Annotated in this window: 18 protein-coding genes; 1 reads left to right on the top strand and 17 read right to left on the bottom strand. The window is 53.0% G+C overall.

The genetic code is table 11. The features are described from left to right. Nucleotides 1-12: 12 nt before the first annotated feature. The 17 genes from accA to rpsB form a co-directional block, all read right to left on the bottom strand. Nucleotides 13-972 (bottom strand): acetyl-CoA carboxylase carboxyl transferase subunit alpha, encoded by a 960-nt coding sequence (gene accA, locus ABR39_RS07590; protein WP_008501895.1) that lies wholly within the window; start codon nt 970-972, stop codon nt 13-15. A 12-nt stretch (nt 973-984) separates the two neighbouring features. Then, the gene (dnaE, locus tag ABR39_RS07585) at nt 985-4467 is read right to left on the bottom strand and encodes a DNA polymerase III subunit alpha (protein WP_047346421.1); all 3483 of its coding nucleotides are present in this window, start codon (nt 4465-4467) and stop codon (nt 985-987) included. A gap of 38 nt (nt 4468-4505) precedes the next feature. After that, nucleotides 4506-5102: a ribonuclease HII gene (gene rnhB / locus ABR39_RS07580; protein ID WP_047346420.1), complete on the bottom strand. Its 597-nt coding sequence runs from the start codon at nt 5100-5102 to the stop codon at nt 4506-4508. Continuing rightward, the gene (lpxB, locus tag ABR39_RS07575) at nt 5099-6247 is read right to left on the bottom strand and encodes a lipid-A-disaccharide synthase (RefSeq protein ID WP_047346419.1); all 1149 of its coding nucleotides are present in this window, start codon (nt 6245-6247) and stop codon (nt 5099-5101) included. The genes rnhB and lpxB overlap by 4 nt, the downstream gene beginning before the upstream one ends. Next, entirely contained in the window at nt 6247-7035 is a 789-nt protein-coding gene (gene lpxA / locus ABR39_RS07570; protein ID WP_047346418.1) for an acyl-ACP--UDP-N-acetylglucosamine O-acyltransferase, read from the bottom strand. The genes lpxB and lpxA overlap by 1 nt, the downstream gene beginning before the upstream one ends. 3 nt (nt 7036-7038) lie before the next feature. Further along, nucleotides 7039-7494 (bottom strand): 3-hydroxyacyl-ACP dehydratase FabZ, encoded by a 456-nt coding sequence (fabZ, locus tag ABR39_RS07565; protein ID WP_010426706.1) that lies wholly within the window; start codon nt 7492-7494, stop codon nt 7039-7041. Nucleotides 7495-7596: 102 nt separating this feature from the next. Next, the gene (gene lpxD / locus ABR39_RS07560) at nt 7597-8622 is read right to left on the bottom strand and encodes a UDP-3-O-(3-hydroxymyristoyl)glucosamine N-acyltransferase (RefSeq protein WP_047346417.1); all 1026 of its coding nucleotides are present in this window, start codon (nt 8620-8622) and stop codon (nt 7597-7599) included. Between the two features lie 3 nt (nt 8623-8625). Then, complete coding sequence (gene skp, locus ABR39_RS07555) at nt 8626-9120, bottom strand: molecular chaperone Skp (protein ID WP_047346416.1); 495 nt, start codon at nt 9118-9120, stop codon at nt 8626-8628. Nucleotides 9121-9242: 122 nt separating this feature from the next. Continuing rightward, the gene (gene bamA, locus ABR39_RS07550; RefSeq protein WP_047346415.1) at nt 9243-11660 is read right to left on the bottom strand and encodes an outer membrane protein assembly factor BamA; all 2418 of its coding nucleotides are present in this window, start codon (nt 11658-11660) and stop codon (nt 9243-9245) included. Between the two features lie 29 nt (nt 11661-11689). Continuing rightward, the gene (gene rseP / locus ABR39_RS07545; RefSeq protein ID WP_047346414.1) at nt 11690-13042 is read right to left on the bottom strand and encodes a sigma E protease regulator RseP; all 1353 of its coding nucleotides are present in this window, start codon (nt 13040-13042) and stop codon (nt 11690-11692) included. 11 nt (nt 13043-13053) lie between these two features. Next, nucleotides 13054-13911 (bottom strand): phosphatidate cytidylyltransferase, encoded by an 858-nt coding sequence (gene cdsA, locus ABR39_RS07540; RefSeq protein WP_047346413.1) that lies wholly within the window; start codon nt 13909-13911, stop codon nt 13054-13056. Between the two features lie 12 nt (nt 13912-13923). Further along, a complete protein-coding gene (gene ispU / locus ABR39_RS07535) occupies nt 13924-14682 on the bottom strand; it encodes a (2E,6E)-farnesyl-diphosphate-specific ditrans,polycis-undecaprenyl-diphosphate synthase (RefSeq protein WP_048339029.1) in 759 nt (252 codons plus the stop codon). Between the two features lie 186 nt (nt 14683-14868). Then, nucleotides 14869-16068, bottom strand: a complete 1200-nt coding sequence (ispC, locus tag ABR39_RS07530) for a 1-deoxy-D-xylulose-5-phosphate reductoisomerase (protein WP_047346411.1) — start codon at nt 16066-16068, stop codon at nt 14869-14871. 95 nt (nt 16069-16163) lie between these two features. Next, the gene (gene frr / locus ABR39_RS07525) at nt 16164-16721 is read right to left on the bottom strand and encodes a ribosome recycling factor (RefSeq protein ID WP_047346410.1); all 558 of its coding nucleotides are present in this window, start codon (nt 16719-16721) and stop codon (nt 16164-16166) included. A gap of 167 nt (nt 16722-16888) precedes the next feature. After that, nucleotides 16889-17614, bottom strand: coding sequence for a UMP kinase (gene pyrH / locus ABR39_RS07520; RefSeq protein ID WP_047346409.1), 726 nt, complete (start codon nt 17612-17614; stop codon nt 16889-16891). Nucleotides 17615-17764: 150 nt separating this feature from the next. After that, nucleotides 17765-18616, bottom strand: coding sequence for a translation elongation factor Ts (gene tsf, locus ABR39_RS07515; RefSeq protein ID WP_014882627.1), 852 nt, complete (start codon nt 18614-18616; stop codon nt 17765-17767). A gap of 117 nt (nt 18617-18733) precedes the next feature. Beyond that, nucleotides 18734-19459 (bottom strand): 30S ribosomal protein S2, encoded by a 726-nt coding sequence (gene rpsB / locus ABR39_RS07510; protein ID WP_003856207.1) that lies wholly within the window; start codon nt 19457-19459, stop codon nt 18734-18736. Nucleotides 19460-19780: 321 nt separating this feature from the next. Between rpsB and map the strand changes: the two genes are divergently transcribed. Further along, the gene (gene map / locus ABR39_RS07505) at nt 19781-20575 is read left to right on the top strand and encodes a type I methionyl aminopeptidase (RefSeq protein ID WP_047346408.1); all 795 of its coding nucleotides are present in this window, start codon (nt 19781-19783) and stop codon (nt 20573-20575) included. Nucleotides 20576-20633 lie beyond the last annotated feature (58 nt).

The raw sequence follows: 20633 nt of genomic DNA, 5'->3' as shown, positions 1-20633 counted from the left end.
TAATTGTGAAGCTTACGCGTAACCGTAGGTCATCAGACGCTGGTAACGACGGTTGAGCAGATCTTCTTTGCTCAGCACGTCCAGATCCGCCAGGTCAGCCAGCAGCTGTGCTTTCAGAGAAGCAGCCATCACTTCCGGCTTACGATGCGCACCGCCCAGTGGTTCCGGGATGATGGAATCGATCAGCTTAAGCTCTTTCAGGCGTGGCGCAATGATGCCCATCGCTTCTGCGGCCAGAGGCGCTTTGTCGGCACTCTTCCACAGAATAGACGCGCAGCCTTCCGGGGAGATTACGGAATAGGTGCTGTACTGCAGCATATTCACTTTATCACCCACGCCAATTGCCAGCGCACCACCGGAACCACCCTCACCGATAACGGTACAGATGACCGGCACCTTCAGACGAGACATCTCGCGTAGGTTGCGCGCGATAGCTTCAGACTGACCGCGCTCTTCCGCGCCCACGCCTGGGTATGCACCCGGGGTGTCGATGAAGGTGATGATTGGCATGTTGAAACGCTCAGCCATCTCCATCAGACGCAGGGCTTTACGGTAGCCTTCTGGTGCTGGCATACCAAAGTTACGACGGATTTTCTCTTTGGTTTCACGGCCTTTCTGATGACCAATGATCATCACCGGGCGTCCGTCCAGACGCGCGATACCACCAACGATAGCTTTATCGTCAGCGTATGCGCGATCGCCTGCCAGTTCGTCAAATTCGTCAAACGCCAGGCGGACATAATCCAGGGTGTACGGACGCTGTGGATGGCGTGCCAGCTGGGCTACCTGCCATGCGCCGAGATCGGCAAAGATTTTGCGCGTCAGTTCTACGCTTTTCTCACGCAGACGATGCACTTCTTCGTCGATGTTAATATCCAGTTTTTCATCCTGACGGCTTACCGCTGTCAGAGAATCGATTTTCGCTTCCAGCTCAGCAATCGGCTGTTCGAAATCAAGGAAATTCAGACTCATAGTATTCCTGTATTAGTCAAACTCCAGTTCCACCTGCTCCGAACCAATGAGGCCACGGAGATCGTTAAGTAAACGATCGCTCGGAGAGACACGCCACGTTGCACCAAAGCGCAACCGCGCGCGTGCATCCGCCCTCTGATAGTAGAGATGTACTGGAATTGTCCCCGAGCGGTGGGGTTCCAGAGACTGACGGAGTCGGTTTAAAAGCTGGTCATCAATTTGCCTGTCCGTCAGCGAGATAGCAAGCCCGCGAGCATATTTTTCCCGGGCTTCGTCAATGTCCATCACTTCGCGGGCGGTCATTTTAAGCCCCCCACTGAAGTCATCAAAGCTGACCTGTCCGCTGACGATAAGTATGCGGTCTTTTTCCAGCAATTGCTGGTATTTATCCAGCGCGTCGGTGAACAACATCACCTCCAGACGCCCGGAACGGTCATCCAACGTACAGATGCCGATACGATTGCCGCGCTTGGTGACCATAACCCTTGCAGCAATCACGAGCCCCGCAGCCGTGGTGATTTTACCACGTTCTGTCGGATGCATGTCTTTCAGCCTGTGGCCGCCGACATAGCGCTCAATTTCTTTAATGTACTGGTTGATCGGGTGCCCCGTCAGGTACAGGCCTAACGTCTCACGCTCCCCATCCAGCACCACCTGTTCTGGCCACGGCTGGCAGTTGGAATAAGATTGCTCGATCTGCTCTGGCTCTTCCGCCAGCACGCCGAACATATCCGCCTGACCAATGGCTTCCGCTTTCGCATGCTGATCTGCCGCTTTCAGCGCATCGCCGAGGGAATTCATCAGCGCGGCCCGGTGCGGCCCCAGCCTGTCAAACGCGCCGGACATGATCAGCTTTTCAAGCACGCGGCGGTTCAGTTTTTTGGTATCAGTACGGGCGCAAAGATCGAACAGCTCGCGGAAATACCCGCCGTTGTTACGCGCTTCGAGGATCGCCTCGATCGGCCCCTCGCCCACGCCTTTGATCGCGCCAATCCCGTAGACAATTTCCCCGTGCTCGTTGACGTGGAAATGGTAGAGACCCGAGTTAATATCCGGCGGCAGGATCTTCAGCCCCATGCGCCAGCATTCGTCCACCAGGCCCACTACCTTCTCGGTGTTGTCCATATCGGCGGTCATTACCGCCGCCATAAATTCAGCAGGATAGTGCGCTTTCAGCCACAGCGTCTGATACGAGACCAAAGCATAGGCGGCAGAGTGGGATTTGTTAAACCCGTACCCGGCGAATTTTTCTACCAGGTCAAAGATCTTGATCGCCAGTTCGCCATCAATGCCGTTTTTTCTCGCGCCCTCTTCGAAGGTGCCTCGCTGCTTGGCCATCTCTTCCGGCTTTTTCTTACCCATTGCTCGACGCAGCATATCCGCGCCACCAAGGGTATAGCCAGAGAGCACCTGGGCTATCTGCATAACCTGTTCCTGATACAGGATGATGCCGTAGGTAGGCTCGAGTACCGGCTTCAGGCTTTCATGCTGCCACTGCACATCCGGATAGGAAATCTCTTCGCGACCGTGCTTACGGTCGATAAAGTTATCTACCATCCCCGACTGCAGTGGGCCCGGACGGAACAGGGCAACCAGAGCGATCATATCTTCGAAACAGTCGGGCTGCAGGCGCTTAATCAGGTCTTTCATGCCGCGGGATTCAAGCTGGAAGACCGCGGTGGTCTCCGAGCGCTGCAGCATGTCGAAACTTTTCTTGTCATCCAGCGGGATGGCTGCGATATCGAGCGGCGGCTCGCCGTTCTTTTCACGGCGGGCGTTGATCATCTCCAGCGCCCAGTTGATGATGGTCAGCGTACGCAGGCCGAGGAAGTCGAACTTCACCAGCCCGGCGTATTCTACGTCGTTCTTATCAAACTGGGTTACCGGGTGCTGACCCGCTTCATCGCAGTAGAGCGGTGCAAAATCGGTAATTTTGGTCGGAGCGATAACCACCCCGCCCGCATGCTTACCGGCGTTACGCGTCACGCCTTCCAGCTTACGCGCCATGTCGATCAGCGCTTTTACTTCTTCGTCCGCTTCGTAGATTTCGGGCAGCTGCGGCTCGGCCTCAAAGGCTTTCGCCAGCGTCATGCCCGGGTCAGGCGGCACCAGTTTAGAGATGCGATCGACGAAACCATAAGGGTGCCCCAGCACGCGGCCTACGTCACGGATAACCGCTTTCGCCGCCATCGTACCGAACGTAATAATCTGCGATACCGCATCACGGCCGTACATATCGGCCACGTGCTCGATAACCTGGTCGCGTTTCTCCATGCAGAAGTCGACGTCGAAGTCGGGCATCGAGACACGTTCCGGGTTGAGGAAACGTTCAAACAGCAGGTCAAATTCCAGCGGATCGAGGTCGGTAATTTTTAACGCATAGGCCACCAGCGAACCCGCACCGGAGCCACGTCCCGGCCCAACCGGCACGCCGTTATCCTTCGACCACTGGATGAACTCCATGACGATCAGGAAGTAGCCCGGGAAGCCCATCTGGTTGATCACCTGGAGTTCAATATCCAGGCGTTCATCGTACGGCGGACGCTTCTCTTTGCGAACGGCCTCATCCGGGAACAGGAACTCCAGACGCTCTTCCAGACCTTCTTTTGATTTTGCGACCAGGAAATCTTCCGTGGTCATATCTCCTGTCGGGAACTGCGGCAGGAAGTACTCGCCGAGGCGGACGGTAACGTTACAGCGCTTGGCAATCTCTACGCTGTTTTCCAGCGCTTCCGGGATATCGGAGAAGAGTTCACACATCTCCTCTTCGCTGCGCATGTACTGCTGCGATGAGTAGTTGCGCGGTCGTTTAGGATCGTCCAGCGTGAAGCCATCGTGGATCGCCACGCGGATTTCGTGAGCGTCAAAATCACCCGGCTCAAGGAAGCGCACATCGTTGGTGGCCACCACGGGCAACCCGCGCTCTTCTGCGAGTGCCACAGCGGCATGAAGATAGCTCTCTTCGTCCTGACGGCCGGTGCGGATCAACTCCAGATAATAACGATCCGGGAAGTGCTCTTCATAGAATGACACGCACTGATCCACCAGCGCGCTATTGCCACGCAGCAGACATTTGCCGACATCGCCCATACGACCGCCGGAGATCAGCAGCAGCCCTTCGTTCAGCTCAGCCAGCCAGTCGCGGTCGATCCACGGCCCCAGCGCGCCATACCCGCGCTGGTAGGCTTTTGAGATAAGCAGAGTGAGGTTTTGATAGCCCGTGTTGTTCATCGCCAGCACGGAGATTTGCGTCATTTCATCGCCGATGAGATCGCTCTGCACGTGAAAATCCGCGCCGACGATTGGCTTCATCCCTGCGCCATGCGCCGTTCCGTAGAACTTCACCAGGCCACACAGGTTGGTAAAATCGGTGATCGCCAGCGCGGGCATGCCAAGGGAGGCCGCCTTTTTTACCAGCGGCCCGGTCTTCGCCAGCCCATCGATCATGGAGTAGTCGCTATGCACCCGCAGGTGTACGAAACGTGGTTCAGCCATCTTCAGATTCCGCGTTACTTAATTGCTTGCGTATTGATTCAGGACACCAGTCCCAGCGCGCGTTTCACCGGGCCAAAGCTGCGCCGGTGATGTTCGGTTGCGCCATGTTCAGCAAGTCTTTCCAGATGGAAAGCGGTGGGATATCCCTTATGCTGGGCGAAACCGTACTGAGGGTAAGTCAGGTCCAGCGCGGCCATTTCGGCGTCGCGTGTCACTTTGGCAATAATAGAAGCCGCGCTGATTTCTGCGACCCGGCTATCGCCTTTGACTACCGCCATTGAAGGCATTGGCAGTGCCGGACAGCGGTTGCCGTCAATCAGGACATATTCAGGGGAAATTTTCAAACCCGCAACCGCACGCTGCATCGCCAGCATCGTGGCATGCAAAATATTCAGCTCGTCTATTTCGTGCGGTTCAGCGCGCCCCAGGCTCCAGGCTAGCGCCTTCTCCTGAATCTCGCTAAACAGCGCCAGCCGGCGCTTTTCGGACAATTTTTTAGAGTCGTTCAGCCCGATAATTGGACGCGCCGGATCGAGGATCACCGCAGCGGTAACTACAGCTCCCACTAACGGACCACGACCCACTTCGTCCACGCCCGCCACAAGGTGGGTATGAGGATAAACAAATTCCATCATTTTGCTAACTCCAGCACCGCATCAGCCGCTTGCTCATCGGCATTACAGCGGATCTGCTGATGCAGTTCGCGGAACGTATCATGCATCTGGTGGCTGGTGTTGCCGTTTGCAAGCAGCGGGAGCAACGCATCGGCAAGCAACTGCGGCTGACACTCATCCTGCAACAGCTCTTTCACCAGCTCGCGTCCGGCAAGCAAGTTTGGCAGGGAGACATAATCCGTTTTCACCAGACGTTTTGCCAGCCAGAAAGTGAACGGCTTCATGCGATAGCCTACCACCATTGGGCATTTTGCCAGCATACACTCCAGCGCTGCCGTTCCGGAGGCTAACAGCGCGGCATCGCTCGCGACCATTGCCTCCCGACCTTTCCCGTCCAGAAGGCGAATCTGGAGGTCTGGTGCGACGTCGGCCTTGATGCACTCAAACTGCTCGCGGCGCTTGGCGTTGACCAGCGGCACCACGACGTCCAGATCGGGGTATGTCTGACGAAGAATTTGCGCTGTTTTGAGGAAATCTGCGCTCAGCATCTCAACTTCTGCACCACGGCTGCCCGGCAGCAATGCCAGACAGTGCACATCATGCGGGATGCCCAGCACGTCGCGCGCCGCGTTTTTATCCGGATCCAGCGGCATCGCATCCGCCATGGTATGACCGATAAAACGGCACGGAACATTAAATTTGTCGTAAAACGCTTTTTCGAAAGGCAGGAAAGCCAGCACCAGGTTGGTGGACCGCCCAATTTTGAAAACACGTTTCTGTCGCCACGCCCAGACGGACGGGCTGACGTAGTGAATGGTTTTAATGCCCTGCTTTTTCAGATTCCCTTCGAGGGTAATGTTGAAATCAGGTGCATCGATACCGACAAACACGTCGGGTTTGAGTTCGGTGAAGCGGCGGGTGAGATCGGCGCGAATATGCAGCAAACGGCGTAGCCGCCCCAGCACCTCCACGATGCCCATCACGGCCAGCTCTTCCATTTCATACCAGGCTTCACAGCCTTCGGCCTGCATCAGCGGACCAGCAACGCCCACAAAGCGTGCATTAGGTACACGCGCCTTCAGCGCGCGGATGAGACCTGCACCAAGAATATCGCCGGAGGTTTCTCCGGCGACCAGGGCTATCGTAAGCGGACGACTGTCGACCATTAACGAATCAGACCCCTCGTGGAACGGTCAAAGAATTCCATGAACGCGTTCACTTCCGGGTGCTTTTTCGCCAGCTCGGCAATGTCCGGCTTCGCCTCTTCCAGCGTTTTACCGCTACGGTACAGCAGTTTGTACGCGTTGCGGATGGCAGTAATCGCTTCGCGACTAAAACCACGACGCTTGAGGCCTTCGATGTTCACGCCAAACGGCGTGGCATGGTTGCCCTGCGCAATCACATACGGTGGGACGTCCTGCGCCACACCGGAGCATCCGCCGACCATCACGTGTGCACCAATGATGCAGAACTGATGGACTGCGGTCATGCCGCCAATAATTGCGAAGTCATCAACCGATACGTGTCCTGCCAGCGTTGCATTGTTGGCAAGAATACAGCGGTCACCCACGGTACAGTCATGCGCGATATGCGCATTAACCATAAACAGGTTATCGCTGCCCACCTTCGTCAACCCACCACCCTGCACTGTTCCACGATGAATGGTGACGCTTTCGCGAATACGGTTACGATCGCCAATTTCCAGACGGGTCGACTCACCAGCATATTTGAGATCCTGGTTAACTTCGCCGATGGAGGCGAACTGATAGATCTCGTTATTGCAGCCAATGGTCGTATGACCATTCACGACAACGTGAGATTTCAGTACTGTACCCTCACCAATTTCGACATGGGGTCCAACAATACAAAACGGGCCAATGTGAACGTTAGCACCAATGATGGCACCGGTTTCCACAATCGCGGTAGGATGAATAAAGGCGGATTTATCAATCACGTATCAGGACTCCCGGCTACGAGCACACATCATCGTCGCTTCGCAAACAACTTTGCCGTCAACCAAAGCTACGCCTTTGAAGCGAGTCAGGCCGCGACGCGTTTTTTCAAAAGTGACTTCCATGATCATCTGATCACCAGGCACGACAGGGCGCTTGAAGCGCGCTTCATCAATACCCGCGAAGTAATACAGCTCACCTGGCTCCAGTTTGCCGACGCTTTTAAACGCCAGAATACCGGTAGCCTGTGCCATAGCTTCCAGGATCAACACACCCGGGAAGATAGGTTTCCCCGGGAAGTGTCCCTGGAAGAACGGCTCATTCACGGAAACATTTTTCACTGCGCGCAGAAAACGACCTTCTTCAAAATCCAGCACACGGTCTACCAGCAGAAACGGGTAGCGGTGCGGTAGAAGTTCTAAAATCTCTTCAATATGCAGAGTATGAGTGTCAGTAGTCAAAATACTCTTCCTGTCAAAATGTACTGATAACAATAATAACACGGCCTGCCGGTTTATTAGAAAGCCGACAGGCCGGGAAAAATAGCGTTAAACGGATGACGCTTAGTCTTGTTGATCGATTTTACGCTCAAGAGACTTGAGGCGCTTGCTCATATCATCAATGTTCATCACCAGAGCTGCTGTTTTACGCCATACCTTGTTGGGCTGTAGCGGAATGCCTGAGGAATAGACGCCAGGTTCAGTGATAGGACGCATTACCATGCCCATTCCCGTCACAGTCACCTTGTCGCATATTTCCATATGACCATTAATCACGCTCGCGCCGCCAATCATGCAATAACGACCAATTTTCAGGCTGCCTGCCATGATGACGCCACCCGCAACCGCGGTATTGTCGCCAATCACGACGTTGTGCGCAATCTGGCACTGGTTATCGATGATAACACCATTGCCAATGATCGTGTCGTCAAGTGCGCCACGGTCAATGGTGGTACAGGCGCCAATCTCCACGCGATCGCCAATAATAACGCGACCAAGTTGCGGGATCTTAACCCAATTACCGCGATCGTTAGCGTAACCAAAACCATCAGAACCAATCACTGTACTGGACTGGACGAGGCAGTTTTCGCCAATGTCGACTTCATGGTAAACGGACACATTGGCCCATAAACGGGTCCCGGCGCCGATTTTGGTATTTTTCCCAACGAAGCAGCCCGGGCCAATGACGACGTTATCGCCCAGCACCACGCCGGATTCGATAACTGCATTCGCGCCAACGGCGACGTTGTTACCAAGCTTAGCCGTCGAATCAATCGCTGCGCTGGCAGCAATGTTCTGGGCCGGCTGCGGCGTGGTATCAAGAATTTGAGCCATGCGTGCATACGTCAGGTAGGGATTTTTCACTACCAGTGCGCTTACAGTGGCAAATGGAAGATCGTCCTGCGTCAGAACAACAGCTGACGCCTGGCATTGTGCCAGTTGCTCACGGTACTTAGGGCTTACCATGAAGGTAATCGTGCCAGCTTTAGCAGATTGCATGGACGCAACAGCGGTGATGACGATATCGCCATCACCGTGTAATTCTGCATCCAACTGCTGAGCTAAATCAGCCAGTCGAATTGAAGGCATTACTTATTTAACCTGTTTCAGAACATCAGCGGTGATGTCTTTAACATCGCTGCTGTTGAAAGCTACAGCGTTCGCATCAACAACCAGATCGATGTTCTGATCGGCAGCCACTGATTTAACAGCAGTCTGAATGCGAGTCACCAGCTTGCCACGTTCTTCGTTAGAACGACGCTGACGATCCTGCTCGAAAGCCTGCGCTTTCTGGGAGAACGTCTGGCGCTGAGCCATTACGTCTTTTTCCAGCTTGCTGCGATCGCTCGCTTTCATGGTAGAACCATCACGCTGCAGACGCTGCATTTTGGACTGAAGATCGTTTTCCATACCCTGCAGTTCGCTTGCACGGCCTTTGAATTCGTTTTCCAGAGTCGCAGAAACGCCAGTTTTCTGTGCAACCTGCTGGAACAAATTACCCATGTTGACGATTGCAATTTTGTCTGCTGCCTGAGCAGAAGTTGCCATCGCTAAACCGAGACCTGCAGCTAATAACCACTTTTTCACAATTAACTCCTTACCATCCCATTGGCACCAGAAGGTACCGTTCTTTGCGTGGCAAGGCGACCGTTTTACCGATCGCCAGTTGTCAGCGCTACACTGCCAACGCATTCCTTTGCAGCGGATTATTACCAGGTTTTACCAATGTTAAACTGGAATTGCTCCGACTTATCTCCATCATATTTCTTAAACGGCTGGGCGTAAGAGAAGACCAACGGCCCCAGCGGTGACATCCATTGTAATGCGATACCGGCAGACATGCGAATATTGCTCGGATCGCTGTAGTCTGGAACGCCAGCATTACGCATCTGGGCAGTGTTCTCCCAGTTGGTATCCCACACCGTACCGGCATCCCAGAAGAAGGATGTACGCACGGAGTTTGCGTATTTATCACTGATAAACGGCGTTGGCGTGATGAACTCAAGGCTCGCCACGGCCATGGCGTTACCGCCTACAGCATCATCAGAGCTACATACATCTTTTGGATCTCGGCTTTCGCAGTTGTCTTTGTCGTTCCCGCCGTAGTAAACCGCTTTCGGACCAATGTTATTGGACTGGAAGCCACGAACCGTACTGGAACCACCGGCATAGAAGTTTTCATAGAACGGCAGTTCTTTACCGCCTAAGCCGTCACCATAACCCCAACGGGTACGACCCAGAACTACCCACTTATGATCGTCATCGATCGGGAAGTAGGACGCGGTATCCAGCGTGACCTTATAGAACTCGTTATCGGAACCCGGCACGGTAACTTTACCGTTCAGGTTGACGCGAGAACCTTCCGTTGGGAAGTAGCCACGGTCGAGACGGTTATAGGTCCAGCCGTAGTTGAAGGTGAAGTCATCCGCAGCGAAACCGTTGTTATCGCTGTTTTTGCTCGCCGACTGACCGATAGAGTCCAGATAACGCCACATCGCTACCTGCGGTTGCATATTGGACAGGTCGTTATGCACGTAACCTAAGCCCGCACGCAGCGTGTTGTATTCGTTAATCGGGAAGCCAAGCGTACCATCCACACCGTAACTCTTATTGGTGTAGGAGGACAGATCCGCATCGTCAGCTTTAAAGTCGTTATAGAAGATACGACCGCCCAGGCTCACACCATCAACGGTGAAGTATGGGTTAGTAACAGAGAACTCAGAATAGGTCTGATAGTCGTTTTTGGTACCGTTAATGCCGACAGAGTAACCCGTACCCAGCCAGTTATCCTGCTGCACGCCAACCTGGAAGCTAACGCCGCTTTCAGTACCGTAGCCAACACCGAAGTTGAAGCTACCGGTGTTACGCTCTTTCACTTTATAAACGACATCAACCTGATCCGGGCTGCCTGGTACGCGTTGAGTATCGGTATCAACCGTTTCAAAATAGCCCAGACGGTTCAGACGCTCTTTACCCTGATCAACGAGATCGCTGCCTAACCATGCGCCTTCCATCTGGCGCATTTCGCGACGCAGAACGGAATCTTTGGAGGTGTCGTTGCCGACGAAGCGAATCTTACGCACGTAGAAACGGTTGCCCGCGTCGACGTTAACGTGCAGCTTAACGGTTTTATCCGCATCGTTGATTTCAGGCTGCGTTTGTACGCGCGGATAGGCATAACCATAGCGGCCGAGCAGCTTCTTAATGCTGTCTTCCATTTTGGTTACTTTAGAGCCGCTGTACAGATCGCCTGGCTGAATTTTGGTCAGCGATTCGATTTCAGCTGAATGCCCCGCCAGGTTGCCACTCACTTCAACACCAGAAAGCTTGTACTGATCGCCTTCAGTGATGTTAACCGTAATGTAGATACCTTTCTTGTCCGGAGTCAGACTCACCTGAGTCGAGTCGATGTTGAAACGCGCGTAACCACGATCCAGATAGTAGCTGCGCAGGGTTTCGAGGTCGCCCGCCAGTTTTTGTTTCTGGTATTTGCGATCGCCTACCACGTTCCACCACGGCACTTCATCGCGCAGTTGGAAAGTGGAGATCAGTTCGTCGGTGCTAAAAGCGTGGTTGCCGACAATGTTGATCTGCTGGATCTTCGCAGAAACACCTTCCTGGAAGACCAGCTTCAGGTCAACACGGTTACGTGGCAGCGGGGTCACCACCGCTTTCACGCTGGCGCTGTATTTACCGACGCTGTAGTAGAAGTCTTCCAGACCTTTTTCAATGTCTGAAAGGGTTGTGCGGTCCAGAGATTCCCCCACACGAACACCGGATGCTTCAAGGTTCTGCTTGAGCATGTCATCTTTCACCGACTTGTTACCGGAGAAAGTGATACTGGCGATCGTCGGACGTTCTTTTACCTGAACCAGCAGCGTATCACCATCGCGCAGGACGCGAACGTCCTCAAAGTTGCCGGTGGCAAACAGAGCACGGATGGTGTTACTGATATCTTCATCATTAACCGTATCGCCGGGGCGTACAGGCATACTGAGGAGGGCCGCACCAACGGCGACACGCTGGAGGCCTTCGAAATGAATGTCTTTCACTACGAACCCGTCAGCACCGTATACGGTGGCGCTGCTAAACAGCAGCGACGCTATGAGCAACTTTTTCATCGCCATCGTTATTATGCGTTCTTCCTAACACTCTCTTACAACCGAGAGAAATCATTGAAAAGTGCAAGCCCCATTAACAGCACCAGCAAAATCGAGCCAATGCGATAACTAAAGTCTTGAACTCGCTCGGATACCGGTCCGCCTTTTAGCTTTTCAATCGCTAAAAAGAGCAGATGACCCCCGTCTAAAACGGGAAGCGGGAACAGGTTGATTATCCCAAGGTTCACGCTAATGAGCGCGAGGAACATGAAATAGTAAATCACCCCGAATTCCGCTGACATCCCAGCCCCCTGAGCAATCGAAATTGGCCCACTGAGGTTGTTCAGTTTCACATCACCGGTTATCAATTTCCCCAACATGTTGACCGTCAGCTTCATCAGTTGCCATGTTTTATCCGTGGCTTCAAGGATGGCGCTGAACGGCCCATACTGGCGTATTGTCTTGTACTCATCTGGCAGCGGGATCACTTTTGGCACTACGCCTGCAAACCCTTCTGCCTTTTTGCCGACCGACTTCGTATCCGGGATCAGCGTCAGCGAAAGCGGACTACCTTGCCTTTCAACTTCCAGCGCGAGAGACGTTCCCGGATTATCGCGCACCAGAGTAACAAAGGTCATCCACTCTGTTAATGGTTGACCATCGACTTTAACGATCCTGTCGCCTGCTTGCAAACCCGCTTTGCTCGCTGCCGAATTTGCCTGTACTTCGGCTAATACCGGCTCGATCTGTGCGCCGCGTGGACGAATGCCCAGCGCAGCGACGGGATCCTCTTTGTCTGGCTCGAAACGCCAGTGACGCAAATCGAGCACTTTGTCCTGGCGCGCGTCTGAGCCAAACGGCGATACGCTGATGGTCGTCTGCGGGTCGCCAATTTTGGCTACCAGCTGCAGTCGCACGGCATCCCAATCAGGGGTTTCGATGCCATCAATCGCTTTAAGTTCCATCCCGGATGTAATTTGCGCATTTGCCGCGATGGAGTTGGGGGCAATTTCACCCACCACCGGACGCACGCCGGGGACGCCGATGATAAACACCAGCCAGTAAGCGAAAATAGCAAAGATGAAGTTAGCTACCGGTCCGGCAGCAATGATGGCGGCGCGTTGTCCAACGGTTTTATTGTTAAACGCGCTGTGTCGTAGCTCAGGGGCAACAGGCTCAACGCGTTCGTCGAGCATTTTGACGTAGCCACCCAGCGGGATAAGGGCGATGACAAATTCAGTACCATGACGGTCGGTGCGCGTCCAGAGTGATTTGCCAAAACCGATGGAAAACCGCTCTACCCGCACACCGCAACGGCGAGCAACCCAGAAATGGCCAAATTCATGCACGGTAATCAGTACACCCAGTGCAACAATGAACGCCGCCAGATTCCAGAGAATGCTCAGCATAAAACCTTCCGTTAAATCGTCCCGAATACCAGTAAAAGCAAACAAGCAAACACTGGAACAGCCGCTGTGAGGCTATCAATGCGATCCAGTATACCGCCATGCCCTGGAATCAGGTGTCCGCTGTCCTTAATCCCTGCTTCACGCTTAAACATACTCTCGGTTAAATCACCGAGCACTGAGGCAAGCGCAGCAAAAATCGAGCACACCAGCAGTATTGACGGTGCCACTTCCAGATTCGCCCAGACGCCATAGCCCCAGGAGATGATCGCTGCCGTAAACAGGCCGCCGATGAATCCCTGCCAGGTTTTGCCCGGAGAGACCTTCGGCGCCAGTTTGTGTTTGCCAAACAGTTTACCAAACATATAGGCCCCGGAGTCAGCCCCCCAGACGAGAATCATTACATAAAGCAGCCAGATCGCACCGCTGTAATGGTTTTCGTCGTAGTGCCAGGCCCTCAGCGCAACCATACCCCAGAAAAATGGAACAATAGTGAGCAAACCAAAAATGAGTCGCAGCACTTTTGAATTACGCCATAACGCCGCAGAACCTGGATAAAAAAGCACCAGCAGCAGCGCACCAACCCACCAGGCCAACGATACCCACAGGGAACCGGCAACCAACGGTTGATGAATATCATGATGATATTCAGGCAACGTAAACAGCATTATGGCCAGGATAAAGCCACAGAGTACCGCAAGCCATACTCGCTGGCTGCGCGAGGTAAAGCCGCTAAACTGTCCCCATTCCCACGCGGCGAGCATGCACACCACCAGCGTAACAATAGCGAATCCCACCGGGGGCAGTAAAAACAGCGCCGCAATGACAATGGGTATTAATACAAAAGCGGAAATCAGGCGATACTTCAGCAAAAGCTACCCCCATCAGGCTTTGTCGCCACCAGGCTCGGTGCCGCCGAAACGACGCTCTCGATTGGCAAAAGCATGCAGCGCACCTTCAAAGTCTTGTTCATCAAAATCGGGCCAAAGAACATCCGTAAAGTAAAGTTCGGCATAGGCAATTTGCCATATCAAAAAGTTACTTATGCGATGTTCCCCCCCTGTCCTAATTACCAAATCCACTGGCGCCTGTTCATTCATGCAGATTTGCTTACTCAGCGCCTCTTCATCAATTTGGTCGGGTCTCAACAGCCCTTCCTGAACCTGCTCGGCCAGATGCCGAACGCCCTGGATAATATCCCAGCGTCCACCGTAATTCGCCGCAATATTAAGCGTCAGACCGGTATTATTTTCAGTCAACGCTTCTGCTTTACGAATCCGTTCCTGCAAACGTGAGTTAAAACGACTGGTATCGCCAATGATACGCAGGCGGACGTTGTGGCGGTGCAGGCTTTTTACTTCGCTGTCTAGCGCCCACACAAACAATTCCATCAACGCAGTCACTTCCTGCGGAGGTCGATTCCAGTTTTCACTGCTAAAAGCATAGAGCGTTAACGCATCAATGCCGTTATTGGCGGCAAAAGAAACGGCGCGGCGAACAGATTTCGCCCCTGCTTTATGCCCAAAGGCTCGTATTTTCCCTTGTCTTTTCGCCCAGCGGCCATTGCCATCCATAATGATTGCTACATGACGGCAGCCATGAGCTGGCAAGTTTTCGCTTATTGGTTGATTCGCAGACAACATAACGCGTTTTTTGTCCCTGAAAAGGATTTAACGGTACTCAGGAATACTGAAGCCTATACATAAAAAAGCCGTGTCAAACCACGGCTTACCTGACCACGTAAAGTCAAATTCCTGCGATCAGGTGGCGCAGACTATATCACTGAAGCCCAACGCTAACAAATAGCACGACGACTAGTGCTTGCTTTATCACCAGCTTGCGAGACGAGTCACCTGTTGGCGCGCAATATCACGCGCAGCTGTATCCACCGCCAGCACCTCTTCCACACTCTGTGGTTCGCGCAAATCCAACATTTCCAGTACCGATAAATTTAACGACGCGATATCGGTAAAGCGAATCTGCTGATTCAGAAATGCTTCAACGGTGATTTCATTAGCTGCATTAAGTGCCGTCGTCGCCGCCTGCCCCTGGTCAAAGGCATTCATTGCAAGCTTCAGACAAGGATAGCGGTCGTAGTCTGGTTCACTAAACGTCAGGGAACATAGCTTGCAGAAATCAAGCGGCTTCACGCCGGATTTCACTCGATTCGGCCACGCCATTGAATGGGCAATAGGCGTACGCATATCTGGCTCGCCCAGCTGTGCCAACACGCTGCCATCCTGATAGCGCACCATCGAGTGAATCACCGATTGCGGGTGAATCAGTACTTCCATCTGTTTCGCTGACGCATTAAACAGCCAGCGCGCTTCAATGTATTCCAGACCTTTGTTCATCATGGTGGCAGAGTCAACGGAGATTTTACGCCCCATCGACCAGTTCGGATGACGACACGCCTGATCCGGCGTCATTGCGCTCAGTTCAGACAGTGGCGTTTCACGGAACGGGCCACCAGACCCGGTAAGCAGAATAGATACCACGCCATTCTGCTCCAGGTCAGCGTACCCCAGGTTCTGTTGAAAAGGTTGCGGTAAACTCTGAAAAATCGCGTTGTGTTCGCTGTCGACCGGTAAAAGACGCGCGCCACGCTGCTTCACCGCATCCATAAACAGGCGTCCGCAAGTGACCAGTGACTCTTTGTTGGCCAGCAGAACATCCTTACCGGCATCAATCGCGGCAAGCGTCGGCAATAATCCTGCAGCCCCGACGATGGCTGCCATAACCTGATCCACCTCATCCAGCGCCGCCATCTCGCAGGCCGCCTGTTGGCCACTCAGAACCTCGGTTCGACAGCCCTTTTCAAGCAGTTGCGCTTTCAGCAGACGCGCGCTCTCTTCGTCATCCATCACCGCATAGCGGGGCGTAAACTCCAGGCACTGCTCGACCATTCGCTGCACATTCTTACCGGCCACCAGCGCTGTCACGGTGTAAAGTTCAGGATTATGGCGAACAACGTCGAGAGTACTGCAACCGATAGAGCCGGTTGAGCCGAGGAGTGTTAAATGCTTCATGAGATGCCCGAAAAAAGTTAGACCAGATAAAAGCAAAACGCCGCCAGCAAGACCCGAAGTCTCTCTGAACGGCGTTTATCAGTGTACGACAGAAATCAGAACTGCATCAGTTCCGCTTCTTTATCTGCCAGCGCCGCATCAATTTTCTTGATGGCAGCGTCGGTCATTTTCTGAATGTCGTCCTGAGAACGACGATCGTCATCTTCACTGATCTCTTTTTCTTTCAGCAGCGCTTTTACTTTATCGTTCGCGTCGCGACGAACGTTGCGCACGGAAACACGACCCTGCTCAGCTTCGCCACGAACCACTTTGATCAGATCTTTACGGCGCTCTTCGGTCAGCGGAGGCAGCGGAACGCGGATGTCCGCACCCGCAGAGCTTGGGTTCAGGCCGAGGTCAGAGGCCATGATCGCTTTCTCAACGGCCGGGCTCATAGAGCGATCGAACACGTTGATTTTCAGCGTACGGGTATCTTCTACCGTTACGCTCGCCAGCTGGCGCAGAGGGGTTGGCGTACCGTAGTATTCTACGATGATGCCATCCAGCAGGCTTGGGGAAGCACGGCCAGTACGGATTTTGCTGATTTGGGTTTTGAACGCTTCTACGCATTTGTCCATGCGTACTTCAGCATCTTTTCTGATGTCGTTAATCACGTTACGAATCCTTGAAAACTTGTCTCAGGCAGACTATCCGCCAGCACAGCGCTAAAGGTGTGCTAAGTATAGTCGCGTTTAATTCATGACAACGCCAAAGGCGCGCCCGGGTAAGATACCACTACAAAATAAAGCGGAATCTTACCTGTATTTATCGTCAACGGAAATTATTCCGTGATCAAAGTGCCTTCTTTTTCGCCCATGACCACGCGACGCAGTGCGCCAGGCTTGTTCATGTTGAAGACACGGATCGGCAGTTTATGGTCGCGAGCCAGCGTGAAGGCGGCAAGATCCATCACTTTCAGCTCTTTATCCAACACTTCATTATAGGACAGCTGATCGTACATGGTCGCAGAAGGATCTTTTGCCGGGTCGGCAGTAAACACGCCATCGACTTTGGTCGCTTTCAGTACCACATCGGCTTCAATCTCGATACCGCGCAAGCAGGCAGCGGAATCGGTCGTAAAGAACGGGTTACCCGTACCGGCGGAGAGGATCACCACGCGGTTGTTGCGCAGCAGGCTGATGGCTTCTGCCCAGCTGTAGTTATCGCATACGCCATTCAGTGGAATCGCGGACATCAGGCGAGCATTCACATAGGCACGATGCAGTGCATCACGCATTGCCAGACCATTCATGACGGTTGCCAGCATACCCATGTGGTCACCCACAACGCGGTTCATCCCCGCTTTCGCCAGACCAGCACCACGGAAAAGGTTGCCACCGCCAATGACCACGCCAACCTGGATACCCAGTTCGACCAGTTCTTTGATTTCCTGTGCCATGCGATCAAGGATGCTTGCGTCAATACCGAAGCCTTCCGATCCCTGCAGCGCTTCGCCACTCAGCTTAAGCAGAATGCGTTTGTACACGGGTTTTGCATTGGTAGCCATGTTTCTTTCCTGAGACTGTCAACGATTAAGATGGGGGTTAATTCTGGCGACATGATATGCCGCAAATCAGCACAGCGATACTGGAGCCTGTCTGATTTCATATGACGGGTGACAAAAAGAAGCCGCCCTCAGGCGGCTCCTTTTCAATCATTAAGACTGCTTGGACATTGCAGCAACTTCTGCTGCGAAGTCAGTCTCAACTTTCTCGATGCCTTCGCCCACTTCGAAGCGGATGAAGCCAGTTACGTCAGCGTTGTGCTCTTTCAGCAGCTGAGCAACAGACTTGCTTGGATCCATAACGAAAGGCTGGCCAGTCAGAGAAACTTCGCCGGTGAATTTCTTCATGCGGCCTTCAACCATTTTCTCTGCGATTTCTTTTGGCTTGCCAGACTGCATCGCGATGTCCAGCTGAACCTGGTACTCTTTCTCTACCACTTCAGCAGACACGTCTTCTGGCTTAACGAATTCTGGTTTGCTTGCAGCGATGTGCATCGCCAGCTGTTTAACCAGCTCTTCGTCAGCGCCTTTAGCCGCAACCAGAACACCGATACGTGCACCGTGCTGGTAAGAGCCCAGAACGTCGCCTTCCAGAGAAGAAACGCGACGGATGTTGATGTTCTCACCGATTTTAGCAACCAGCGCAACACGTTCTTCTTCGAACTGTGCTTTCAGAACTTCAACGTCAGTGATTTTGCCAGCAACAGCTGCGTCCAGAACTTTGTTAGCAAATGCCTGGAAACCACCATCTTTAGCAACGAAGTCAGTCTGGCAGTTAACTTCCAGAATGATACCGTAGTTGCCGTCGATCTTAGTGATGATCACGCCGTCAGCAGCAACGTTGCCTGCTTTTTTAGCTGCTTTGATCGCACCGGATTTACGCATGTTTTCGATTGCCAGCTCGATGTCGCCGTTCGCTTCAGTCAGCGCTTTTTTGCAATCCATCATGCCTGCGCCAGTACGCTCGCGCAGCTCTTTTACCAGGGATGCGGTAATTTCAGCCATTCTTAAATCCTCGGGAGATGTGAACTGCCCGGCCAGGGGCCAAACAGTGTAAATTGAAAAAAGGGGCCGGTAATGGGCCCCTATTCATACACGGTACTAATAAGGGGTAAAACCTTATTATTCAGCTTCTACGAAGCTTTCTTCCGCCTGAGAAGCCAGATCCTGGGAACGGCCTTCACGAACGGTAGCAGCTACAGCGCTCAGGTACAGGCTAACAGCACGGATTGCGTCGTCGTTACCCGGGATAACGAAGTCAACACCGTCCGGATCGGAGTTGGTATCAACGATAGCGAATACCGGGATACCCAGGTTGTTAGCTTCTTTGATTGCGATGTGCTCGTGGTCCGCATCGATTACGAACAGCGCGTCTGGCAGGCCGCCCATATCTTTGATACCGCCCAGGCTGTTTTCCAGCTTGTCCAGTTCACGAGTGCGCATCAGCGCTTCTTTCTTAGTCAGCTTGTCGAAAGTACCGTCCTGAGACTGGGTTTCCAGATCTTTCAGGCGTTTGATGGACTGACGAACAGTTTTCCAGTTAGTCAGCATGCCGCCCAACCAGCGATGGTTCACGAAGAACTGGTCGCAGCTGTTAGCAGCATCTTTCACAGCTTCGCTTGCAGCGCGCTTAGTACCAACGAACAGAATCTTACCTTTACGGGAAGAGATCTTGTTCAGCTCAGCCAGGGCTTCGTTGAACATTGGTACAGTTTTCTCAAGGTTGATGATGTGAACTTTGTTACGTGCGCCGAAGATGAAAGGCTTCATTTTCGGGTTCCAGTAACGGGTCTGGTGACCAAAGTGAACACCAGCCTTGAGCATGTCGCGCATGGAAACAGTTGCCATGTTTAAAACCTCTATATTAAAAGTTGGGGTTATGCCTCCACGTATCCCATATTACCGACCCCAAAGGGCACCCCGGAATATGTGCCGATACGTGTGTGTTGTTACACAAAGTGAGATTTGTCGCTTCCGTCCAGCCTGTGTATCTGAAATGGATCGGAAGTCCGGCGCGCTTTATACCACAAAACGCCACCATAAACCAACTGTTGTTGGCGTAGTGTGCTGTTAATGATTCTCAATTTGGCACGGGGTGTGCCTGACTGATACCATTGACAACACTTAGACTAGTATTGTCGAAAAAATCGACACCGATGGACAGATTACATGGCTATCTCTATTAAGACACCTGAAGAAATTGAAAAGATGCGCGTCGCCGGTCGTCTGGCCGCGGAAGTGCTGGAAATGATCGAGCCGTTCGTGAAGCCGGGCGTCAGCACCGGTGAACTGGATCGCATCTGTAATGATTACATCGTTAACGAGCAGCACGCGGTTTCCGCCTGCCTCGGCTATCACGGTTTCCCGAAATCCGTCTGCATTTCTATTAATGAAGTGGTTTGCCACGGTATCCCGGACAACGAAAAACTTCTGAAAGATGGCGACATCGTCAACATCGACGTCACCGTCATTAAAGATGAGTACCACGGTGACACCTCAAAAATGTTCATCGTTGGCAAGCCAACCATTCTGGGCGAGCGTCTGTGCAAAGTGACGCAAGAGAGCCTCTACCTGGCGCTGAAGATGGTTAAACCGGGCATTCGTCTGCGTACCATTGGTGCCGCCATTCAAAAATTCGTGGAAGCGGAAGGTTTCTCCGTGGTTCGCGAATACTGCGGTCACGGCATTGGTCGCGTCTTCCACGAAGAACCGCAGGTCCTGCACTATGATGCAGATGACGGCGGCGTGGTACTGCAAAAAGGCATGACCTTTACCATCGAGCCGATGGTTAACGCGGGTGATTACCGTATCCGTACCATGAAAGATGGCTGGACGGTGAAAACCAAAGACAGAAGCTTGTCTGCGCAGTACGAGCATACTATTGTGGTAACAGACAACGGCTGCGAAATTATGACGTTGCGCAAGGATGACACCATCCCGGCGATACTGACGCACGACGAATGATAAAAAAGCCGGCAAATGCCGGCTTTTTTAATGGCTATCGTTTTTTCTTATGGGTGGC

It is taken from the genome of Enterobacter genomosp. O, assembly GCF_001022965.1.
Taxonomy (GTDB): Bacteria; Pseudomonadota; Gammaproteobacteria; order Enterobacterales; family Enterobacteriaceae; genus Enterobacter; species Enterobacter cloacae_L.
This window is presented reverse-complemented; position numbering and strand designations above follow the sequence as displayed.

Coding starts and splice junctions, on each gene's coding strand:
- accA (WP_008501895.1), bottom strand. CDS start 972: ATGAGTCTGAATTTCCTTGATTTCGAACAGCCGATTGCTGAGCTGGAA.
- dnaE (WP_047346421.1), bottom strand. CDS start 4,467: ATGGCTGAACCACGTTTCGTACACCTGCGGGTGCATAGCGACTACTCC.
- rnhB (WP_047346420.1), bottom strand. CDS start 5,102: ATGATGGAATTTGTTTATCCTCATACCCACCTTGTGGCGGGCGTGGAC.
- lpxB (WP_047346419.1), bottom strand. CDS start 6,247: ATGGTCGACAGTCGTCCGCTTACGATAGCCCTGGTCGCCGGAGAAACC.
- lpxD (WP_047346417.1), bottom strand. CDS start 8,622: ATGCCTTCAATTCGACTGGCTGATTTAGCTCAGCAGTTGGATGCAGAA.
- bamA (WP_047346415.1), bottom strand. CDS start 11,660: ATGGCGATGAAAAAGTTGCTCATAGCGTCGCTGCTGTTTAGCAGCGCC.
- rseP (WP_047346414.1), bottom strand. CDS start 13,042: ATGCTGAGCATTCTCTGGAATCTGGCGGCGTTCATTGTTGCACTGGGT.
- ispU (WP_048339029.1), bottom strand. CDS start 14,682: ATGTTGTCTGCGAATCAACCAATAAGCGAAAACTTGCCAGCTCATGGC.
- ispC (WP_047346411.1), bottom strand. CDS start 16,068: ATGAAGCATTTAACACTCCTCGGCTCAACCGGCTCTATCGGTTGCAGT.
- pyrH (WP_047346409.1), bottom strand. CDS start 17,614: ATGGCTACCAATGCAAAACCCGTGTACAAACGCATTCTGCTTAAGCTG.
- tsf (WP_014882627.1), bottom strand. CDS start 18,616: ATGGCTGAAATTACCGCATCCCTGGTAAAAGAGCTGCGCGAGCGTACT.
- rpsB (WP_003856207.1), bottom strand. CDS start 19,459: ATGGCAACTGTTTCCATGCGCGACATGCTCAAGGCTGGTGTTCACTTT.
- map (WP_047346408.1), top strand. CDS start 19,781: ATGGCTATCTCTATTAAGACACCTGAAGAAATTGAAAAGATGCGCGTC.